Source organism: Pseudogracilibacillus amylolyticus (SeqCode) (assembly GCF_051918545.1).
Taxonomy (GTDB): domain Bacteria; phylum Bacillota; class Bacilli; order Bacillales; family Amphibacillaceae; genus Pseudogracilibacillus.
In genome coordinates this window covers 1-20,530 of sequence record NZ_JBPPZG010000050.1, presented here as the reverse complement: position 1 = coordinate 20,530, position 20,530 = coordinate 1, and the positions used below count along the sequence as shown (strand labels likewise).

General features: G+C 32.6%; 20 protein-coding genes. 5 read left to right on the top strand and 15 right to left on the bottom strand.

What is annotated here, in order from left to right; all coding sequences use genetic code 11:
• The first annotated feature begins 431 nt into the window (after window positions 1–431).
• From ACPYKA_RS07785 to istB, 4 genes are all read left to right on the top strand, one after another.
• Window positions 432–614, top strand: coding sequence for a Mu transposase domain-containing protein (locus ACPYKA_RS07785; protein ID WP_379588551.1), 183 nt, complete (start codon window positions 432–434; stop codon window positions 612–614).
• Window positions 595–837: a hypothetical protein gene (locus ACPYKA_RS07780; protein ID WP_479541768.1), complete on the top strand. Its 243-nt coding sequence runs from the start codon at window positions 595–597 to the stop codon at window positions 835–837. The genes ACPYKA_RS07785 and ACPYKA_RS07780 overlap by 20 nt, the downstream gene beginning before the upstream one ends.
• Window positions 838–1,041: 204 nt before the next feature.
• Window positions 1,042–1,257, top strand: a complete 216-nt coding sequence (locus ACPYKA_RS07775; protein ID WP_479541767.1) for a hypothetical protein — start codon at window positions 1,042–1,044, stop codon at window positions 1,255–1,257.
• Window positions 1,179–1,799, top strand: a complete 621-nt coding sequence (gene istB / locus ACPYKA_RS07770) for an IS21-like element helper ATPase IstB (protein WP_479541769.1) — start codon at window positions 1,179–1,181, stop codon at window positions 1,797–1,799. Before ACPYKA_RS07775 ends, istB begins: the two co-directional genes overlap by 79 nt.
• A 187-nt stretch (window positions 1,800–1,986) precedes the next feature.
• Here the strand turns inward: istB and ACPYKA_RS07765 are convergent, their stop codons facing one another.
• Complete coding sequence (locus tag ACPYKA_RS07765; protein ID WP_379588553.1) at window positions 1,987–2,931, bottom strand: glycosyl hydrolase family 28-related protein; 945 nt, start codon at window positions 2,929–2,931, stop codon at window positions 1,987–1,989.
• A 1,308-nt stretch (window positions 2,932–4,239) separates the two neighbouring features.
• On the opposite strand from ACPYKA_RS07765, the gene ACPYKA_RS07760 reads away from it, so the two are divergent.
• Window positions 4,240–4,563 carry a helix-turn-helix domain-containing protein gene (locus ACPYKA_RS07760; protein ID WP_379588556.1) on the top strand — a complete coding sequence of 108 codons (324 nt, stop codon included), beginning with the start codon at window positions 4,240–4,242 and terminating at the stop codon, window positions 4,561–4,563.
• A 209-nt stretch (window positions 4,564–4,772) separates the two neighbouring features.
• Here ACPYKA_RS07760 and ACPYKA_RS07755 read toward each other — a convergent pair whose 3' ends face one another.
• The 14 genes from ACPYKA_RS07755 to ACPYKA_RS07690 all read right to left on the bottom strand — a co-directional run bounded on the left by ACPYKA_RS07755 (window position 4,773) and on the right by ACPYKA_RS07690 (window position 19,939).
• The gene (locus tag ACPYKA_RS07755; protein ID WP_479541766.1) at window positions 4,773–5,942 is read right to left on the bottom strand and encodes an O-antigen ligase family protein; all 1,170 of its coding nucleotides are present in this window, start codon (window positions 5,940–5,942) and stop codon (window positions 4,773–4,775) included.
• Between the two features lie 51 nt (window positions 5,943–5,993).
• The gene (locus tag ACPYKA_RS07750; protein ID WP_379588558.1) at window positions 5,994–7,268 is read right to left on the bottom strand and encodes an oligosaccharide flippase family protein; all 1,275 of its coding nucleotides are present in this window, start codon (window positions 7,266–7,268) and stop codon (window positions 5,994–5,996) included.
• Between the two features lie 95 nt (window positions 7,269–7,363).
• Entirely contained in the window at window positions 7,364–8,467 is a 1,104-nt protein-coding gene (locus tag ACPYKA_RS07745; RefSeq protein ID WP_379588561.1) for a glycosyltransferase, read from the bottom strand.
• 33 nt (window positions 8,468–8,500) lie between these two features.
• Window positions 8,501–9,583, bottom strand: a complete 1,083-nt coding sequence (locus ACPYKA_RS07740; RefSeq protein WP_379588563.1) for a glycosyltransferase family 4 protein — start codon at window positions 9,581–9,583, stop codon at window positions 8,501–8,503.
• 197 nt (window positions 9,584–9,780) lie between these two features.
• On the bottom strand, window positions 9,781–10,764 hold the full coding sequence (locus ACPYKA_RS07735; RefSeq protein ID WP_379588564.1) for an SDR family oxidoreductase: 984 nt from the start codon (window positions 10,762–10,764) through the stop codon (window positions 9,781–9,783).
• 2 nt (window positions 10,765–10,766) lie between these two features.
• Window positions 10,767–12,149: a nucleotide sugar dehydrogenase gene (locus tag ACPYKA_RS07730; protein WP_379588565.1), complete on the bottom strand. Its 1,383-nt coding sequence runs from the start codon at window positions 12,147–12,149 to the stop codon at window positions 10,767–10,769.
• A gap of 1 nt (window position 12,150) precedes the next feature.
• Window positions 12,151–13,254: a glycosyltransferase family 4 protein gene (locus tag ACPYKA_RS07725; protein ID WP_379588567.1), complete on the bottom strand. Its 1,104-nt coding sequence runs from the start codon at window positions 13,252–13,254 to the stop codon at window positions 12,151–12,153.
• A complete protein-coding gene (locus ACPYKA_RS07720; protein ID WP_379588569.1) occupies window positions 13,254–13,874 on the bottom strand; it encodes an acetyltransferase in 621 nt (206 codons plus the stop codon). The genes ACPYKA_RS07725 and ACPYKA_RS07720 overlap by 1 nt, the downstream gene beginning before the upstream one ends.
• 3 nt (window positions 13,875–13,877) lie before the next feature.
• Window positions 13,878–14,519: a sugar transferase gene (locus ACPYKA_RS07715; protein ID WP_379588570.1), complete on the bottom strand. Its 642-nt coding sequence runs from the start codon at window positions 14,517–14,519 to the stop codon at window positions 13,878–13,880.
• The gene (locus ACPYKA_RS07710) at window positions 14,519–15,628 is read right to left on the bottom strand and encodes a DegT/DnrJ/EryC1/StrS family aminotransferase (protein WP_379588571.1); all 1,110 of its coding nucleotides are present in this window, start codon (window positions 15,626–15,628) and stop codon (window positions 14,519–14,521) included. The genes ACPYKA_RS07715 and ACPYKA_RS07710 overlap by 1 nt, the downstream gene beginning before the upstream one ends.
• A gap of 59 nt (window positions 15,629–15,687) precedes the next feature.
• Complete coding sequence (locus tag ACPYKA_RS07705) at window positions 15,688–17,508, bottom strand: polysaccharide biosynthesis protein (RefSeq protein ID WP_379588572.1); 1,821 nt, start codon at window positions 17,506–17,508, stop codon at window positions 15,688–15,690.
• Between the two features lie 53 nt (window positions 17,509–17,561).
• On the bottom strand, window positions 17,562–18,332 hold the full coding sequence (locus tag ACPYKA_RS07700; RefSeq protein WP_379588573.1) for a tyrosine-protein phosphatase: 771 nt from the start codon (window positions 18,330–18,332) through the stop codon (window positions 17,562–17,564).
• Between the two features lie 172 nt (window positions 18,333–18,504).
• Entirely contained in the window at window positions 18,505–19,203 is a 699-nt protein-coding gene (locus tag ACPYKA_RS07695; RefSeq protein ID WP_379588574.1) for a CpsD/CapB family tyrosine-protein kinase, read from the bottom strand.
• Window positions 19,181–19,939, bottom strand: a complete 759-nt coding sequence (locus ACPYKA_RS07690) for a YveK family protein (protein WP_379588575.1) — start codon at window positions 19,937–19,939, stop codon at window positions 19,181–19,183. Before ACPYKA_RS07690 ends, ACPYKA_RS07695 begins: the two co-directional genes overlap by 23 nt.
• Between the last annotated feature and the right edge of the window lie 591 nt (window positions 19,940–20,530).

Below are 20,530 nucleotides of genomic sequence, written 5' to 3'. Positions count from 1 at the left end.
CATTCTTTTTAAAAGTGGTGAAAGCCTTCATCTAGGTGTATCTCCTTATGTATTGAAAAAGCAGATGGAGCGGACGTTGGAGTGTATGGATGGGTATTTAGTGACGATATAGCTATCTCTGTGCACTTCAATTCTAATTCCCTCTCCTATTTATAAAGGCTAATATTTACTTGTTCATTTGAAACTTTATAAGTTGAAACTCATTTAGTGGAGGATTTATTTCTTCCGTCAAAATATTAAAAATACTAGTTGAACTTTTCAGAACTCTAATGGTCATTGTTCCTTAGTAGTTTTTGGTTTAACTCTAACCGTGGAAATGGAGGTCTCACAGCCCGTAAAGGCGGGATGAATTAAATAGTCATCTTTTAGATTGGTGTTTAAAAGAGGCTGAACAAAAAACAGTTCCATATACAAAAGAAACCGTTCCACAAATGTGGGAAAAAGAATATTTTCACCCACTTCCAGAGAAAAGGTTTGAAGCTTGTAAACTTGTATCATGTCAAGTTAATAAAACGTCTTTAATTACTGTTGAAACAAATAAATATTCAGTTCCTTGCGACTATGTTGGTCAAGCTGCATGGGCAAAAAATTTTTGTGGATCAAGTAATCGCTAAACATCCTCGTTACTATGAACGGTATCAAATGTTTACAATTCTTGATCATTATCTCGAGGCACTTATTAGAAAACCACGAGCAATTCGAGATGCACATGCTTTTCATTCACCCGATATTCCTGAAGTGTTTAGGCGTTTTCATCAGAAGATGAGGGAACAAGAGGGAGCAATTGGGATCAAAAATTTATTAGACCCCTTCTTCTTCACCAAGAACTTGGGATAGAAAAGTTAACTCATGCTTTACTAGAGGCTGAGAAAACACAAACTGTCGATATGAAGTAGTACATAAATTCATTGAAGGTATTGAGAATATTGACACTAAAATACAGGGTCTTACGCAGGAACAAACGCCAACAAATCTACTTGACTATAAAATTCAAAAGTCAAATGTAGAGCGATATGAACAACTTACAGGAGGTCAGATGGATTGAATACTGAATTGGTACTGGATCATATAACAAAGCAATTAAGACTACCCACAATAGGAAGACTATATCGCTCTCTCGCAAGAGAAGCAGAAGAGCGAAATCTTAGCTATGAAGAGTATTTATTGGCACTACTTGAATCAGAGTCTCAAACAAGGGAAGAAAATCAAAGGCAGAGGAGATTAAAACAAGATACCTTTCCCGTTCAAAAACATTAGATACTTATGATTTCAGTCTAATGCCCAGTTTAAATAGAAACCGATTTATTACCCTAGCTAAAGGAGATTTCGTAGATAAGAAAGAAAATATTATATTACTTGGAAACAGTGGTACGGGTAAAACCCATCTGGCTATTTCATTAGGAATTGAAATGGTTCAAATTGGTTATAAAACGAAATTTATTACTGCTTCTGAATTAGTAGAAGAACTCTTAATGGCTAATGCAGAACATAAGCTTGGTACATTTGAAAAGAAGTGGCTCAAATTTGATGTGATCATTGTAGATGAACTAGGTTATGTTCCTTTTTCAAAAACAGGTGCAGAGCTTTTGTTTCAATTTTTTTCAAGTAGATATGAACGCGCAAGCGTTATTATAACAACAAACTTTGAATTTGCAGAATGGACCAATCTATTCGGAGATGAAAAGATGACTACTGCATTACTTGATTGTCTTACCCATAGGTCACATATTCAGTTACTTAATGGAGAATCCTATCGATTTAGACAGAGCATGAAGCAACGGGAGAATAGTGAGGGATAGCTCCTGAGCGCGCGAGGTGTTATGGCTTCTTGGCCCTACGGGCCAAGAAGCCATAACACCAATTCCTTTTACCTGTTAGCTAGATTAAATATCTAAAAGTGGCTCAATTTGATATTGACAAAAACACTTGACATATTTGCCACTATACGCTGACCCATTAGCCTTGTGCTTTATATTCAAATCTATATTAAAAACTGTTTAGTTTATATTCGTTTCCTATTTTAATTATACCCTTCAAGTTTTGGGGCTTATTTACTTTGACTCCATCTTCTATTCCACCGATGTTATTAATCATGATATTTACATGATCTTTACTATTCGCTAAATACTTTAAATGTATAAGAATACCTTGCCCTATATTATTAATAGACTTCATATTGATGATACTAATATCCTTCAATTTTTCAGTTTCATTATTCGGTTCTAAATCTATTCCTGCCGCGGGGGGAGTACCTTGAGTATTAGTGATTACAGGATTTAAAATGGTAAGATTTATGGCTGAAACTACTGAAATGCCCTGCCTGCGATTATTATTTAAAATCGGATTAACTATTACAATATTTTCACTATAATTTTGTCTATTGGTGCTGCCTATATATATAGCATCTCCCCACATATCATCGATTTCAACATTTTCTACATAAACATTTTTAGATCCTCGAATACTTAAGCCGAAGCCCCACTCTCCTGTATCCCCAATATGTTCCCCCCTCTCGCCTATTATTTTAAGATTACCTTTAATTTTAACATTGTCTACATTATGTATCTCAAAGACTGCATGACTTCCTTTATCGTTAGGCTTAACTTTTAATATTGCTCCCTCTTCAAAAAACAATGTTGTGTTTCCTCTTAAAGCAACCGACTGGACGGCATCTACTAAGTATTCACCTTTTGGAAAGTATACGGTTCCTCCCGTTGGAATTAATGAATTAATTGCGGCTTGTATTGATTCAGTATCATCAATGTCATCATTAACAATAGCATTGAATTTATTAACATTCACCTGATTGTCCGCCTTAATTATTGGAACAGAATTATCCTCATTTTGACGTGTGTTATTAATAATTAATATAATACATAAAAGTACTAAACTTAAAATAACCAATGTACTCCAGTGTTTTTTTTTATTCATGCTTTCCTCCTTCATATCTATTAAATTTTTCAATTCCTATTTTATCATAACTGTAGATGGAGCAATATTCGTAATAGCAGGAAAAGGGAATTTCTTTCGTTATCCAAATATCAAAAAATATTAGAGCTATAACCTAAAATGAATCCTTATGGATAAAAATGTCTAATAAAACTATGCAGATCAATCAATCAATCAGTGTCTATAAAATTTGGTGTTAACAACTCTATCGATAAAAAAACAATATAGTTTATTGTTGAAAATATCCTCAATCATATTGAACTAATTAGTACTTAAAAAAATGACTGGAAATGACTGGTTCAAGAGATATTTCACACTCGTTATTCGTACAAAAAGTCAAAAATTTTCTCTTATATATATCGAACCTATTCTAAAAATATAAAGATCTTATGACACCAGAATGTACCAATGCTATCTATTAAAAAAATTACGTCGAAACGCTTGAGATAGGCTGAATTTCCAAAAAGATTGACGTTTAATAATATGATTTTAAAGAGTAACTAGTGTAAAGCATCACTTTGTTTACTCCAAAATAAAGGATTTTTTCAAATTTCTCCGGTATGCCTACTGTACTTTTTTGAAATAATATGTTTTTTTTCATACTGTAAAAGGAGTCTTTTTTATGATCATTTTACACAACTTTGTAATAGAAATAGAAGAATACGAAGCGAGAGGAAAAAAGAATAACTTTCCAGTGTTTGACCGTTGTCCCAACTGCCAATGCATCACTCAAGGGTACTTGCATAGAAATGGCTATTATTGGCGATATGGTATAAATGGCGACAGGGAATTATACACATTCCAATATGTCGTTTAAGGTGTTTGACTTGTAAAGTTAATATCTCTATTTTACCGGTTTTTCTAATCCCTTATTTCCAACACACATTGGATACGATGGCGGGGCGGTTGAATAGTGCATTAAAGGGGGAAAAAGTAAAAGGAAGTCGTTAGCAACTGGCCCAACATGTGAAACGTTTTTGTGAAAGGATTCATTGGATACATAGCTTTTTTACGAATTTAGATTACAAATCGAGCTTCACACAGGATATAAAAAAAGAAGCCCAAAAATATATGAAAATGATCCAAGATCTTGGCGAATCTACCTCCTTCTTTCGAAGGAGCTGGGGTCATTTATCATCTAATTTTATGGGCAGATTAATTCTACCATATTTACCGATGAAAAAAATAATATTCATCCCACATAAATCTTGCCTATGAAACTATTAGCGAAAAAAGTAGGATAAAGACAATGGATAACTGTTGTCCTTCTATAAAAAGGAGGAAAAGTTTATGAATGAAAAAACACGGGAAGAAATTGCTTTATTTCGTTATGGATTGATCGCCCTTCTTTTAAATGGGCAAGTGAAAGCAAAGGATTATTTCAAAGAATTGGAAGGAAAAATTCATTCCATACCACATTACGGAGAACGAAAGGTTGCAGCTAAGACGATACAAGAATGGCTTCTGCATTACCAAAGAAATGGGTTTAATGCATTAAAGCTTAAAAGACGTTCTGATCGAGGAGGTGCTAGAAGGTTATCATCAGATGATAAAGACCGAATCTTAGAGATAAGAAAAGAATCTCTCCACATGCCATGCCAGCGTGTTCTATAAACAACTGATTAGACGTGGAGAGATACAAAATAATCAAGTCTCTTATGCTACTATAAACCGTTTACTAAAAAGCACAAGATAGAGGGCAGAAATAATATCAGTTTTCATCTAAAAAAAGAATGTAAACGATTTGCACATGATAAAGTTAATGTGTTATGGTAGCCGGATTTATCACATGGTCCGTTTATCCCATTTAAGCTATATTTTCCCTAGCTTGTTACAACTACCTTACTATTGTTAGCAACTAAACCAATTAGTATAAATACCATCATCATAGTTATCCTGTTAAACATATTTTCTCCTATTGACAACACAAGAAAAGTCGTCATCATTAATATTGGTAGATATTTATAATTATTATTTGAAAATATAAATTTAATACAATAATACATTGAAATAAAAATAAATAAGGTAAAAACAATCGTTGCTAACCATCCGTAAACACCCAAAATATATATGAAAGTGTTATGTGCTCCTAAATCAATACTTCCGTCAAAATAACCTTCTCCATGACCAAAAATACTAGCTTCACTTATTGTCTTCTCCCATACATATCCTCTACCGTCTAAAGAGTTACTGCTTTTTTTCGCAAATTTACTTAGTGTGTTTTCTTGTAAATACATCTGTATAGGAATGAATTTATTAATTATTAAATACAAGAAATACAGAATCGGTAAACTTACTACCGTTTTAATTATTAGATTTATGGTTCGTTTATATTTGATTGAGAGAAGAAACACACAAAATAACCCGACCATTATAGAAACTACACCCGCTAAAAAACTTGTTCTACTTGAAGAAATGATGACTAATAAAAAACTAAGAGTTGTTATAAAAATAAATGCAATCATTTTAATTTTAGAAGGCTTCTTTTTAAAAAACACAGTCTCTTCAATATTCGAAAACAAGATAGAGAGAATGACAGCGAAAAGTGTTGCTGCTGCTATCCCAAAAGCGTTAGGATTTTCAAATATACCACTGTAAGGAAATGTTTCTACACCACTTAATAAAGGTATTAATATTACTGGAATCTGTGATAATAAAAAAGTATATATGACAATCTTTCCTATTGAATTATTAAAATACGAATAGGAAACGACCGAAGTTGATACAAACATTACTAGAAATACTAACCCATTTAAAAGTAAAATTATCTGTGAGTTAAAAAGAGCTGATAAAATTGCTATTAAAGCATATAAAATGACGAGAACTATTAAACTCTTATTATATTCGAGTTTTACTTCTTTCATAAAGAAAGTCATGATTATCATACCAATTAAAACAGCGTACACACCATAACTGAAAAACATATTACCCGCCATTCCATATGAACCAGACAGAAATAATAAAAACATTAATGAAATATATAAAAACTTCAAAAAATCACGACCTTTGAAGATAATAGGAGTAATTATTCGATTAACAAAAGCTTAATTATATCTTTTAGCAACCGATAAAGTATAATAAGTTAAAATTATATATAAAGTTGTACCAGTTATAGAATACAATGCAACCGCAAATATATCACTATTAAAATAAAAGAATCCTATTACCAGTGCTACCACTTTTGCTATAGTTCCGGCAACTTCATAAAACAAGAACTGCTTTTGAATTTGCAATACTGGAATAGAAACAATAATAGGCCTTGTAATTAACATAAAAAAAGACATTAGTGCAATCCATTGAGTATAGACACCAGCTTCTGTCCATTGCTTGCCAAATATAAGAGTAAATATTTCTGGTCCGAAGACAATAATAGTTCCAAATGGAATAATTCCAATTAATATTAAACCTAAAAGTGATTTAATAATTATCTTTCTAATATTTTCTTTTCTATTAGCAGCTTCAGAAATTCTCGGATAGAACACATCTTGTACCGCTTTACCAACCAGTTGAACTGGAGTACCCATAGCAAGAGTACCTAATGAGTAAAAACCTGCTGATGCAGGTCCAAAAAAACTAGCGAGAAGAATTGTTGGAAGACCTTGTGAAACTGAATTAAAAAAGACCTGAGGTGAACGATACATAGGAAAATCTCTATAATCTCTAGCAGTCTTTATCAAATTTGTCGTTCCTTTTAAATTTTCCTTCTTAAATATTGACCGATCTGATGAAATTATCATTAGGACTCCTCTTAAGGCTATTCCTAATGTTTGTAATAAAATTAAAGATACGGTAAAAGGATATATTAATCCAACCCCAACTTTGGAACTGTTTACTAGTATTGACTGAGAAACAGCTGTTTTCGCTGTAACTCGAAATTGTTTGGTTCGGATTAACCATTGTTCAATAATTTGAACACCACCTGAAAAAATAACTATTAATGGTATTAAATACAAAAATGGAGCTATAAACTGAAGATTAAATAACTCTACAATAAAATCAAATGCAAACATTAATACTAAACCAGAAAGAACTCCAATACCCAGACAAATTATCAAGGATAATTTCATTATATCCTTTGCCTTATAATTTTCAGTTGGTAAAACAATAGCGATTGGATAAGTAAGTGCAGCAATAGGTCCTAAGATATTAATAATTGCCTGAAAAGTACCTAATCCCCCAAAAGCATCTGGTCCATAAATACGTGTAATAACAGGGGTTAAAATAAATGCTATTATTTGTGCGATAGCAGTACCACTAGCAACAATTATAATATTACGTATAAATTTATTTTTAAACACCTTTTTAAAGTTAATCTTCATAGTTACTTCGCCCCAATTATACTTATAATGCTTGAATAACTTACACATCAATATATAGCGAAGTTATTTATATATTTTAGAAATATTTATTCCCTTTAGTGACACCTTAGATAAATAGATTTAATTTTATCAGCGGTTTTATTAATATCGAAGTTTCTCGATCTTTCAAATAAGTACTCACATACTTGATTATAGTATTCAGCGTCGTTTAGCAATCTTTTTATTATTTCTGCTAAATATACAGAATCTCCGACTTTAAATAGTAAGTCCTCCCTATCGATAATCCCCCTCAATCCCTCTACATCAGTTGCTATTACTGGCTTTTTTGTAGCCATTCCTTCTAAAGCAGCTAAACCAAAACCTTCCCAAACTGATGATAACACATTAATGTCTACTGATTGAAGTATATTAGGAACATCTTTTCTAAATCCTAAAAAATGTACTCTTTTACTTAAATCTAATTCTTGAGTCAACTTTATATTATTATCTTTATATTCACCTTCACCAATCAACAATAAATGAACGTCATCATCTAATAATTTCATTGCTCTAATAAGAGTGCTTTGATCTTTTTGATGGGAAAATCTACCCACCATACATATTAATTTGTCATTTTTATTAATATGTTTAGAAAAAGTGGTTTTAGGTATTCTACTCGATGTATAATATTTTTTTAAATCAATACCATTTTCAACAACAGTAAACTTATTGAGTTTTCTTGTTGGTCGAAGCCATTCTATAAGGTTTTTCTCTGTTTCTTTACTAATAGATAATATTTTACTAAAGCTAGAGTAAATATATTTTTCAATATATCTCATTATAAATTTATTTCTACGTCTATTATGAGTACTATGCTCAGTAAAAATAAAATGGACATTTTTATTAAAAATTGTTTTACTAATTAATGATATATAATAATTAGTTGGAAATAAATGGGCATGGACTATATCATATTTTCCATTTAAAATCAAAGACCGAATATAAGCTAGATTCTTTATTGAATACAGTTTATTTGATTCACATACATTTACATGTATTCCTTTACCGATAATATGATCTTTATATACAGAATTTTTATCAGTTAGTAGTAGTAATTCCACTTCAATTTCTTCATGTTTATTCAATAGAGGTAGCAAATCAATTAATAGCTTTTCAGCACCTCCAGCCCCTAATCCATTTATAACGTTTAATACTTTCAATTTTTTTCTCCCTTTGTATTCTTTAAGTTATTACTAGATAATAGAATTAATATCAGACATAATGTCATTATATATTTCTTTAAAATCAAATCTTTTAACTCGTTCTAATCCATTAATGGCTATATCATATCTTAATTTATCATCATTTATTAAATTAACCATATGATTAGCGATTGAGTTAAAATCTCCTACTTCTATTAATAATCCAGAAACACCGTCTTCAATAATCGAGGGAATCCCACCAGCATTGGTTGCAATTACCGGAGTGCCTGAAGCTAAACTTTCTAAAATACTAACACCAAATGCTTCTTTATGTGATGGTAGAACGAAAAAGTGGGAATTATTATGATATTCTACTATTTCTTCCTTACTTTTAACCCCACAAAATAATATATTAGTATCAAGCCCAAACTCTTTTATCAAGTTTTGGTATTTATCGATGTTAGTCATCGGATCTCCAACAATATTCACATGAATAGTAAAATCTACTCTACTTTTAAGAACATGGACTCCCCTAATAAGATCTTCTAATCCTTTCAAGACATAATTACTTCCGACAAATAATATATTTATATGATTATTAATTTCATTAAATTTAAACTTAAAATTATCTAGGTTTATTCCCTTTCCAGTTACTTTAAATTTATCGCTTATATAACTCTTTTTTTGAGGAATATGTTCTTTAGTGTATTCAGAGTTGACAAAAACCATCTTGGCATTTTTAAACACCCTATTACTTAGATATTTCCATACAAATTTTCTTTTACCAATAAAATTGCTAAAGTCATTCACATTGGTAAAATAAGGTATATTCAAGGAGGTAGAGGCAATTGCATTCTTATAACAATTGAAATATACTACATCAATTTTTTCATTTTTATTAATATAATTTATTAATTTCCTAATCTTTATTCCACCTATAAAATTATTATCTGCAGCTGTATAGTTATATATATTCTCTCCATACCTACTTTCCGTTAATTCCCCAGATATAACAGTAAGATTATATTTATTACTTTTCATTACGCTCTTAATGTAATTATCTGCAAAAGTTCCAGGGCCATTCTTTGTTGAACCATAATATTTCGTTACAAAACATATATGCTTTTTTTTCACTTTCAACATCCTTTTTCGAGAAGAGATATGTTGGGTTATAAATCAATTAATAATATTTAGAAATATAACATCCATTTATTATTAAGGGACCTGAAATCATCTGTTCTATCCTTTATTCTAAAAAATACTTAGACCTTTTGAAATTGTTCTTTACTGAATCTTAGGAAAGTTATCCTGTTCAAATTTTATTTATAAGATTATTTAATACTCAAATTCTTTTTATACCAACTTATTGCTTCCGATAAACCGTCAGCAAAATTAAAAGCTGGATCATAACCTATCATTTCTTTTGCCTTGCTTATATCGGCATTACTATGTTTAATATCCCCTGTACGTTTTGGGCCAAAAATCGGTTTAATATCTTTTCCTAGCGCGTCACATAGGTGATTGTAAATATCAATTAAGTATTCTCTTCCACCATAGGCAATATTAAAAGCATGTCCAGCAACCTCATGAGACGCCTTACAGGCCTTTAAATTGGCTTCAATAACGTTTTCAATATAAGTAAAATCTCTACTTTGTTTTCCATCTCCGTTTATAGTTGGACTTTCACCCTTTAATAACTGCTTTATAAACTTAGGGATTACCGCAGCATATGCCCCTTCTGGGTTTTGCCTCCTACCAAAAACATTGAAATAACGTAGCCCATACGTATCCAACCCGTAATGCATAGTATAAAGTTTCCCGTACTCTTCATTTACTCTCTTAGTTAATGCATATGGTGATAGTAAATTTCCTTCGATTCCTTCTTTTTTTGGTAGATTAGGTTCATCTCCATAAACAGATGAACTAGAAGCATAAACGAACTTTTTCACACCGTTTTGTCTCGCTGCCTCCATCATATTTAAAGTACCATTTATATTGACTTTTTCATAGAACAAGGGCATTTCAATACTTCTTGGTACACTACCCCAAGCAGCTTGATTAAGAACAAAATCAATTCCCTCACATGCTTTCATACATGTTTCTAAATCACGTATATCCCCTTCTAAAAATTCATAATTTGGATTATCTAAAAACTCTTCAACATTTTCTTTTTTACCTGTTGAAAGGTTATCTAGTCCTCTAACCTTATATCCTAGTTTTAAAATAGCTTCTACTAAATTAGATCCAATAAATCCCGCTGAGCCTGTAACTAAGAATTTACTCCCCGCGGGAAACTTTATATTTTCGTATCCCAATATTATAACCTCCAATAGGAAAAACCAGCATTCTTTGCATCATTACGGTTAAACATACCTTTGATGTCGATAAGTACACAATCATCTCGATCAGTTAAAGTACCAAATTCAGATGTAACAGCTACCTCTCTCAAAGCTTCAGTATTAATGTCTTCCATCGGTTCGAACATCTTCTTAATATCTTCAAGTTGAATAGATTTAAATTCATCATGTGGAACAGCAAAGATAACTGCATCTACACCTTTTATTTCATCGATATTACATGATTTTATATTATATTCATTCCGTAAATCTTCCTTATCAGCAACTGGATCTACCACCTTAACGTCTACTCCGTACTCCTTTAGTTCTTGAATTACATCTACCACTTTTGTATTTCGTACATCAGGAGTATTTTCTTTAAATGTAACACCGAAAATAGCCACTTTTGATCCATTTATTTGTTTATTTGCCTTAATCATTTTCTTAACTGTACTTTCAGCAACATATTTACCCATATCGTCATTAATTGTTCTTCCTGAAAGAATAATTTGTGAATGATAACCCACTTGCTCTGCTTTATATGTTAGATAATATGGATCTACTCCAATACAGTGTCCACCAACAAGGCCTGGAGAGAAATTAAGGAAGTTCCACTTTGTTCCTGCTGCTTCAAGAACTGCTTTTGTATCAATGCCTAATTTGTTAAAAATGATAGATAGCTCGTTCATAAATGCAATATTAATATCACGTTGTGAATTTTCAATAACCTTCGCAGCTTCTGCTACTTTAATACTTTCAGCTTTATAAACTCCGGCATCTACTACTAATTCATAAACTTTTGCAACAATATCTAAAGTTTCTTCATCTTGGCCAGAGACAACTTTAACGATCGTTTCTAATCTATGAACTTTATCACCGGGATTAATTCTTTCAGGAGAATACCCCACTTTAAAGTCGACTCCACATTTCAATCCTGATTCTTCTTCTAAAATTGGAACACATACATCTTCAGTAACGCCCGGATATACAGTAGATTCATATACAACGATTGAACCCTTTGTTAAATTTTTACCTAATGTACGGCTAGCTGATTTTATTGGTTTTAGATCGGGGGTATGATCATCTCTTACTGGTGTGGGAACCGCAACAATATGAAACTTGGATTCTTTAAGTCTTAAATCATTTGATGTAAAATCGATTGTTGTATTTTTAATTACTTCATTTCCTACTTCTTTTGTTGGATCAATACCATTCATGTAAAGTCCTATTTTCTCTTTATTTACATCAAAACCAATTACATCCACTTTTTTAGCAAATGCAACAGCAATAGGCATACCTACATATCCAAGTCCAATTAAAGATATTTTTTCCTTTTTATTAAGTATTTTCTCGTATAAATTCATATCAATTCTCCTTATATACAGCTGTTTTTATTTCATCTATATAAGCTTGAACTACACTTCTTCTATTAAATTCTCTTTCCATTTTTTTACGTCCGGCAATTCCCATCTTTTTCTTCTGATCATATGGGAGATTAATAAACTTTATTATCGCCTCTTTTAAACTCTGTGTATCTCTAACTTCAAATCCTATACCACTAATATTTTCATCAAAGGTTTCTAAACACCCAGGAATTCTAGAAGTCATAACTGGTCGCCCAGCTGAAGCAGATTCTAGAAGCACATTGGCCAATCCTTCATGGTACGACGGAAGTATCGTTCCATGCGATTTTTTTATAAAGGACTGCACATCATCCTGTTGGCCATGATATTTAACAATACCTTGTTTTTCTAACACATTGATTATCTGGCTATAATCTTCCTCCATGCCGCCAATAAGATTAAATTCAGTATTTGGATATTCTTCTTTTACTACTTTTGCTGCTTCTAACAATTCTTCAATTCCTTTTGCTTTCATAATACGTCCTATAAAAAGGAACCTTATTTTCTTATCAGTTTTGGCTGGGTATTCTTCAAATTTATGTTGAACTAAATTAACTCCTGAACCGGGAATTAATCTACTATTATTTTTAACAATGTTTTTCTTAATGAAAAACTCCCTATTGGTTTTATTTTGAAAAAAGACACAAGATGCTTTTCTTAACCCCGTTTTATAAAGTGTTAATGTAATGTTTTGTATTAATCCTTTATTTTCAACTGCTGTTCCTAGTCCTGTGATATTGGAAATATACGGATGGTTCGTTAAAATACAAGCTATTCCACCATACACATTAGGTTTTATTGTATATGTTAAAACTATATCTGGCTTAATTCGCTTTATCATCCGCATATAATTAAATACAACCTTTAAATCTGAAAAAGGGTTGGTTCCACGTCTATCTAACTTGATATTAATAAACTTGCACCCTAAACTTTCCAACTTTGGTACATATTCATCATGAGGAAATGATATATAAACATCATTATCATTTCGAATTAATTCTTCTAACAACTCTTTCCTAAAGTTATATAGACCCATACCAAAATTAGCTAATACCAGTATTCTCATTATTTAATTCTCCTAGCTGGAACTCCAATATAAATTCCTGATTCAGTTATATCTTTAACAACAACTGCACCAGCACCAATTTGACAGTTGCTAGCTATGCTAATATTATTACTAATTACGCTACTAATTCCTAACCAGGTACCTTGTCCAACGGTCACTGTTCCTGCTAAATGCGCTCCTGGTGATATATGTATAAAATCACCAATCTTGTTATCATGATCTATTGTAGATCCAGTGTTGATAACACAACCTTTACCAATACTAGTACAACAGTTTATCACTGATCCAGCCATAACAACAGTACCTACTCCAAATGATACTTTTTCTCCAACTACAGCTGATGGATGAATCAATATTGGTATATTTGCACCCAAAGACTCCAATTTTTCAAGAATCTTTTTTCTAATAGTATTATTTCCAATACCAACAAATATGTCGTACTTATTAATTACTTTGTAAGCCATATCTGAAACACCAATAACCTCTAATCCCATAATTGTATTTAAATTTTGATCATCATCTAAAAAGGCAATTTCTTGCCATTTATCCATTTTCAAAGCAATATCAGCAATTACTTTTCCATGCCCACTTGCACCAATTATTAATAGTTTATTACTCATTATTTATCTTTCCTCTACAGTTCCCTTGAAAGGGTCCATTGTGGCAGCTGTTTCAGAATTAATCCCTTCTCGAACAAATACTTTTTTAATTGTTATCAAAATAATCTTCCAATCATTTATAAAACTCATATTATCTATATACTCAACATCAAGATCAAATTTATCTTCCCAACTAATCGCATTTCTACCACTTATTTGGGCTAAACCAGATAATCCAGGTCTAACTTCATGACGTCGTTTTTGGTGGTCATTATATAAAGGAAGATACTGAATTAGTAAGGGTCTAGGACCAATTATTGACATATCACCTTTCACAATATTGAACAACTCAGGTAATTCATCAAGTGAAGTAGAACGTAATAACTTACCAAACCTTGTTAACCTAACATTGTCTGATAAAAGTTTTCCATTCTCATCCCTCTCATCTGTCATCGTTCTAAACTTATACATCATAAAAATCTTTTCATTTAGTCCGGGTCTCTCTTGTTTAAAAAGAACTGGGCTACCTAGTTTAGTTCTAATAAAGATTGCAATTATTAAAAATACTGGACTAAGAACTATAATAGCAATTAAAGAAAGGATTAAATCCATTGCTCTTTTCATGTATCTTCCATATATTCTTTCCCTAACTTTACTCATTTCCATCACCACAGCTTTTTAATAATATTAACAACTCTACTCAAATCCTTATCGGTCATTTTTGTATCCGACGGTAAACAAACCCCATTCTCAAACAATTTCTCAGAAACACCTTCACCAACAAATTCATATTTTTCAAAGAACGGTTGCTTATGCATTGGTTTCCAAATTGGTCTGGATTCAATATTTTCTTTTTCAAGAGCTATCATAATATCAATCGGTCTAACCTTACCTGTTAAAATAATAGAACTTAACCAAAAGTTAGGCTTATTCCATTCGTTACTTGGCATTAACTCGATACCATTTAATGCCTCTAACTCTCTTTTATAAAATTCAAAGATATATCTTTTCTTTTCAACTCTCCGATCCAAAACTTTAAGTTGTCCTCTACCGATTCCAGCAACTATATTACTCATACGATAGTTATATCCTAGTTCACTATGTTGATAATGTCTTGCTTGATCCCTGGATTGAGTAGCCCAAAAACGTACTTTCTCAATTCTTTCCACGTTATCTGATACAAGCATTCCACCACCTGATGTAGTGATGATCTTATTTCCATTAAATGAAAAAATACCATAGTCACCAAATGTTCCAGTATGTCTTCCTTTGTAATAAGTACCTAATGATTCAGCTGCGTCTTCTATAAGAACTACATTATGTTTTTTACATAACTCTATTATTCTATCCATGTCAGCAGATAAACCATATAGGTGAACAACAATCACTGCTTTTACTTCTGGATACTTTTCAAATGCCTCTTCTAGTGCATTTGGATCCATGTTCCAAGTTTCATAGTCACTATCAATAAAAACTGGTACTGCATTTTGATAGATAATTGGATTTGCTGTCGCCGAAAATGTAAGTGTGGGACAAAAAACAATATCCCCTTTTTCAACTCCAGCAGCTTTTAAAGCTAGATGTATAGCAGCAGTTCCTGACGAAAGGGCAGCAGCATCATCGGATCCAACCATAGCTGCTAGCTCCTTTTCAAATTGATTCACATTTTCTCCTAGTGGCGCAATCCAATTTGTATCAAATGCCTTTTTAACATATTCTTGTTCATATCCCTCATCACTCATATGAGGTGAGGAAAGAAAAATACGATCTCCCATTAATAAGACTACCTTTCTATTTATAAGTCTTAACTAGTTATTAAGTTAGCTACATCGTCTTAACTAGTTAGCAATTCCCTTTCCTTATAGACAATTTTCATAAGCTCTTCTTTCAACTCAATCCGGTCATACTTATCTAATCTATCTATCAATGACATAATCAATTCTGACTCAACTGCTACAGTCCTACCAACATATATTTTCTCATAAACCTCACCAGGTAGAATTTCATCTTCGTTTAGAATTTCCTCATACATCTTCTCACCAGGCCGTATACCAGCGAATTCAATTGGAATTTCTTCCTCACTATAACCAGATAATTTAATCAAATTTCTTGCCAAATCTACAATTTTCACAGGTTCACCCATATCAAGGACAAAGATTTCCCCACCTTTTGCAAGAGTCCCTGCTTGGATTACAAGTCGCGATGCTTCTGGAATGGTCATAAAATATCGTGTCATGTCTGGATGTGTAACTGTAACGGGTCCACCATTTTCAATTTGCTTTTTAAATAACGGAATAACACTACCACGGCTTCCTAATACATTTCCAAATCTTACAGCAACAAATTTTGTCTTACTGCGTTTCGCCCTATCTTGGACAACCATTTCTGCCAGACGTTTCGTTGCACCCATAACATTTGTTGGATTTACTGCTTTATCGGTTGAAACCATAACAAATGTTTGAACACCGAACGTATCTGCAGCATCTGCGACATTTTTCGTACCGATGACATTGTTTTTCACTGCTTCATGTGGATTATACTCCATTAATGGTACATGCTTATGTGCAGCAGCATGGTAGATAATTCTTGGTTGGTGTTGTTCGACAATTTCATAGATTCGCTCCCGGTCTTGTACATCCCCAATAACTGGAACGATTTCTATTCCACTATTTTTATATTTATTTTTTAATTCCATATCTATGGAATAAATACTAAACTCTCCATGACCAACTAATAGAATTTTCTCAGGTGTGAATTGCATTAATTGGCGACAAATTTCAGACCCGATTGAACCACCAGCACCAGTAACCATCACCGTACTTCCAGTTACATACTCTGATATTGCATTTATATCCAATTTAACTGGCTCACGTCCAAGTAAATCTTCCACTTCGACATTTTTCAAATGAGACACATTGACTTTTCCTGTCATTAAATCCTCAATTTTTGGAATCATTTTCACTTGGGCACTCGTCTTATTACATTCAGCAACAATTTCATTTAATTCTCCATTCGTTAATGATGGTATGGCAATAACGATATGTTCAATATTCAACCTATTAACAACTGTTGAAATATCTTTCACCATTCCTTCAACTGGAAGATCATATAATTGCATTTTTTGTTTATTTTCGTCATCATCAACGAATGCAACTGGACATAATTCTACATTTCCATGTTCATTTTTCAATTGACGAGCTATCATTGCCCCAGCTGACCCTGCACCAACAATTAATGTACGTTTCTGATCGTTTGTATTCTTTATATAACTGTCTCTTACTACACGCCATACAAAACGAGATCCACCAATTAGGATGATATGAAGCAACCATGTAACGATTAATGCACGACGATAAATGTTAAAATCATTAACAAAAAACTGAACTACAGCTGTAGCAAGAATTGAAAATGTAATGGCCTTAACAATGGCTACTAATTCTCCAACACTTGCATAGGCCCATACCTTGTTATAAAGCTTATAAATAAATGCAAAAATATGATGAAAGATTAATAGTGCAATGGCGCTAATAACAATTGGTCCCACGCTTAATACATTTGTTGTCGGGTATACGATCCATGAGGCTAAAAATATTGCTGTACTTACAATGATTGAGTCTAGTAAGATTAGTAGACATAATCTTTTCCTATAAGACATCTACAGCCGCCCTTTCTTTTCCATACTTTTTAACGTACCTATGTACATTTTTATTAAAATAGACCAAGAAACTTTTTCCGCTTTTTCTTAACTTGTGAAGGTTCAATGAAATTTACATTTTGGTTATCAATCATCAACTGGCTATTCTCTATGAACATAAAATTGTAGTCACTACCATATTCATTCTTTATCTCACTAAACGCTTCATCCATGCAAAATCCACGTGTGGTCGTATTATGAGCATCAGATGCAACGAAGTGCGTTAAATTCGCTTCTATCAACTGATGAGAGAAGTCTCTAATATTTTTCCCAAACTTACCAACAACACTTGCTGCTGTCACTTGAGTTAATACACCATTCTTGACAAATTCATACAACTTGGAAGGATGTTCCATTAATTCTCTGTTTCTCTCTGGATGGACAATAATCGGCTTACATCCCGCTACTTGAAGATCAAAAAACATTTGTGATGCATAACGCGGGACATGACCAGATGGAAACTCTACAAAAATATATTTCGATTCATTTAAAGTTAAGAGTTCACCATTTTCTAGATCATCAATCATGTCTCCATTTATTCTAGTTTCCTGACCTGGTAGAACAGTTAATGGAATATTCTCTTGAACAAGCAAATCATTTAATGTTGCAACATTCCTCATTATATTTGATCGTTCATTATCATATTTCCCATTCCTGTGATGAGGAGTAGCAATGATAGAAGTAATACCATGTCTAACAGCCTCTCTCGCCATTTCTAGACTATCTACTTCTGTTTGTGCACCGTCATCAATCCCGGGAAGTATGTGTGAATGAATATCAATCATTATCTTCCATCCTCTCCAAGCCTATAATTTTCTATTTACATACAACATATTTTAACAGATTCCGATGCGACTCTATGAACTTTTACATATTTTACAGAAAGATGACGTTAATACCTACAAAAGCCCTAAAGAAAAACTCCTTACATTTTATTGGTGCAAGGAGTTATATCTATTAATTCGTACCGTAATAATAGTAATAATTCGAACCTTGTTTCTCACGTCCATTTAATACAGAACCTAACAGTTTCGCCCTCGCAGGTTCTAAAACATCCTTCGCTTTTGTCGCTGATTCTAATTCAGTATGCTTGCTACGAACAACTAAAATCGAACCATCAACTATATTAGCTAAAATTTGCGCATCAGTGACAGCTAATACCGGTGGAGTATCAAATATTACCAAATCATAGCTTTGAGTTGCCTCACTAATAAATTGCTCCATTTTTCTTGATGCAAGTAATTCAGAAGGATTTGGAGGTATCGGACCACATGAAATGACATACAAGTTTTCAATATCTGTACGATTTTCCGCTTCATCTAATGTGTTTTCCCCTACTAGCACATTACTTAATCCCGTTAAATTATCTAATCGGAATGTATAATGTACTGTTGGTTTTCTTAAATCAGCATCGACGAGTAAAACTCTTTTTCCCGCTTCTGCGTAGACAACTGCCAAATTTGCTGTTGTTGTAGATTTCCCTTCACTTGGTCCAGAAGACGTCACAAGGAGTGATTGGATTTCATTGTCAACTGATGCAAATTGTATATTAGTCCTTATGGTACGGTATTGTTCAGAGATAGGTGATTTCGGATTAATTTTCGTTATCAACTGTCTCATTTTATTATTAATTTTAGACGGTTTTCTGCGCGCCATCAAAACCACCCTTTCTTGATTGTTGTTGGAAACCCGCTTTTCCTTCTGTTATGTCTTTATCACTTACCTGAGAAATAACCCCAATAACAGGCAGTCCAATTTTCTTCTCTATATCTTCTTCTGTTGTCACTGTGCTGTCTAAGTATTCAAGTAACAATGCTAGACCAACACCAACCATAATCCCTAGAACTATCGCAATTGCTATATTAAGAATTGGATTTGGTGCAACAGGTGTAGGATCTTCAGCGACCTCAGCTTTCGTTAAAATACTTACGTTATCCACATTCATGATTTCTGGAATGTTTTTCTGAAATATTTCCACTGTAGCGTTTGCAATATCTACTGCTACTGCAGGATCTTCATCGGTTACTGTAACAGTAACGACTTGGGAGTTATCTGCACTTGTCACGTTGATTTTATCCCCAAGTTCCTCAGACGTGTATGGTAGTTTTAAATCTTCTACTACCTCATCTAAGATTGCCGGACTTTTAATAATAATGTTGTAGGTATTAATTAATTGTACGTTTGTTTGGATATCACCCGCATTATATTGTGTAGCAGGATCCTCTTGTTTCTGATTAACAATAAATTGTGAACTAGACTCATAGGTTGGGGTTAATAGAAAGTAACTAACCACAGCTGCTACTATTGCTGCACCTAATGTAATAGAAAGGATCATTAATATTCGTTTCTTTAATACCTCGAATATTTCCTTTAAGGAAATTGTTTCTTCCATGTCTTTACCTCCAAGATTTGCTATCATTCTATGATTTACTTTTATTTTTATAATCAGTTAACTACAGTATCGAATTATAACATAACAAATTAGTTTGAGGTATGCCTTTTTCAAAAGTTTTAAAGAGATTTTGTCGTTTTATGGGGGGTCGTTTGTATTTTTTCTGAGGAAATTCTTGATAAATATTGCACCTGGCATCGCTTGCATATACTTAATGAGATTTTTGGGATTGATGGGGGATTTTTGTTAGTTTGGTGTAGGGTGGGTGATTTAGGATGTGGGAAACAATTGGTGTCTTATGATCTAGATGAATTTAAATATAATGACAGATAAAAAGACAAATTACCAACCACTTACCAAAGCCCTCAATCCACTTCCATAGACTCCTAGAAAAAAGTACCATTTCATGTATAATAATATTAAATTTCACTATATATATTAGAGGGGTCATTTTTCATGAGATATATGAGGAACAAAAGGAGAAAGAGGAAAAGATTAATTTTTTTAATTGTAATCCTTGCACTTATCGTTGGTATTGCTGCTTTTTTCACAATAAAAATTACGCAATCGGATGCTACAACAGAATATCTA

Bases quoted from the DNA above. Each gene is read 5' to 3' on its own strand.
- ACPYKA_RS07730 (WP_379588565.1), bottom strand. From the start codon at position 12,149: ATGAATTTATACGAGAAAATACTTAATAAAAAGGAAAAAATATCTTTA.
- ACPYKA_RS07710 (WP_379588571.1), bottom strand. From the start codon at position 15,628: ATGGGAGATCGTATTTTTCTTTCCTCACCTCATATGAGTGATGAGGGA.
- ACPYKA_RS07690 (WP_379588575.1), bottom strand. From the start codon at position 19,939: ATGGAAGAAACAATTTCCTTAAAGGAAATATTCGAGGTATTAAAGAAA.
- ACPYKA_RS07715 (WP_379588570.1), bottom strand. From the start codon at position 14,519: ATGGAAATGAGTAAAGTTAGGGAAAGAATATATGGAAGATACATGAAA.
- ACPYKA_RS07765 (WP_379588553.1), bottom strand. From the start codon at position 2,931: ATGAATAAAAAAAAACACTGGAGTACATTGGTTATTTTAAGTTTAGTA.
- ACPYKA_RS07705 (WP_379588572.1), bottom strand. From the start codon at position 17,508: ATGTCTTATAGGAAAAGATTATGTCTACTAATCTTACTAGACTCAATC.
- ACPYKA_RS07720 (WP_379588569.1), bottom strand. From the start codon at position 13,874: ATGAGTAATAAACTATTAATAATTGGTGCAAGTGGGCATGGAAAAGTA.
- ACPYKA_RS07785 (WP_379588551.1), top strand. From the start codon at position 432: ATGTGGGAAAAAGAATATTTTCACCCACTTCCAGAGAAAAGGTTTGAA.
- ACPYKA_RS07695 (WP_379588574.1), bottom strand. From the start codon at position 19,203: ATGGCGCGCAGAAAACCGTCTAAAATTAATAATAAAATGAGACAGTTG.
- ACPYKA_RS07750 (WP_379588558.1), bottom strand. From the start codon at position 7,268: ATGAAGATTAACTTTAAAAAGGTGTTTAAAAATAAATTTATACGTAAT.
- ACPYKA_RS07760 (WP_379588556.1), top strand. From the start codon at position 4,240: ATGAATGAAAAAACACGGGAAGAAATTGCTTTATTTCGTTATGGATTG.
- ACPYKA_RS07725 (WP_379588567.1), bottom strand. From the start codon at position 13,254: ATGAGAATACTGGTATTAGCTAATTTTGGTATGGGTCTATATAACTTT.
- ACPYKA_RS07700 (WP_379588573.1), bottom strand. From the start codon at position 18,332: ATGATTGATATTCATTCACACATACTTCCCGGGATTGATGACGGTGCA.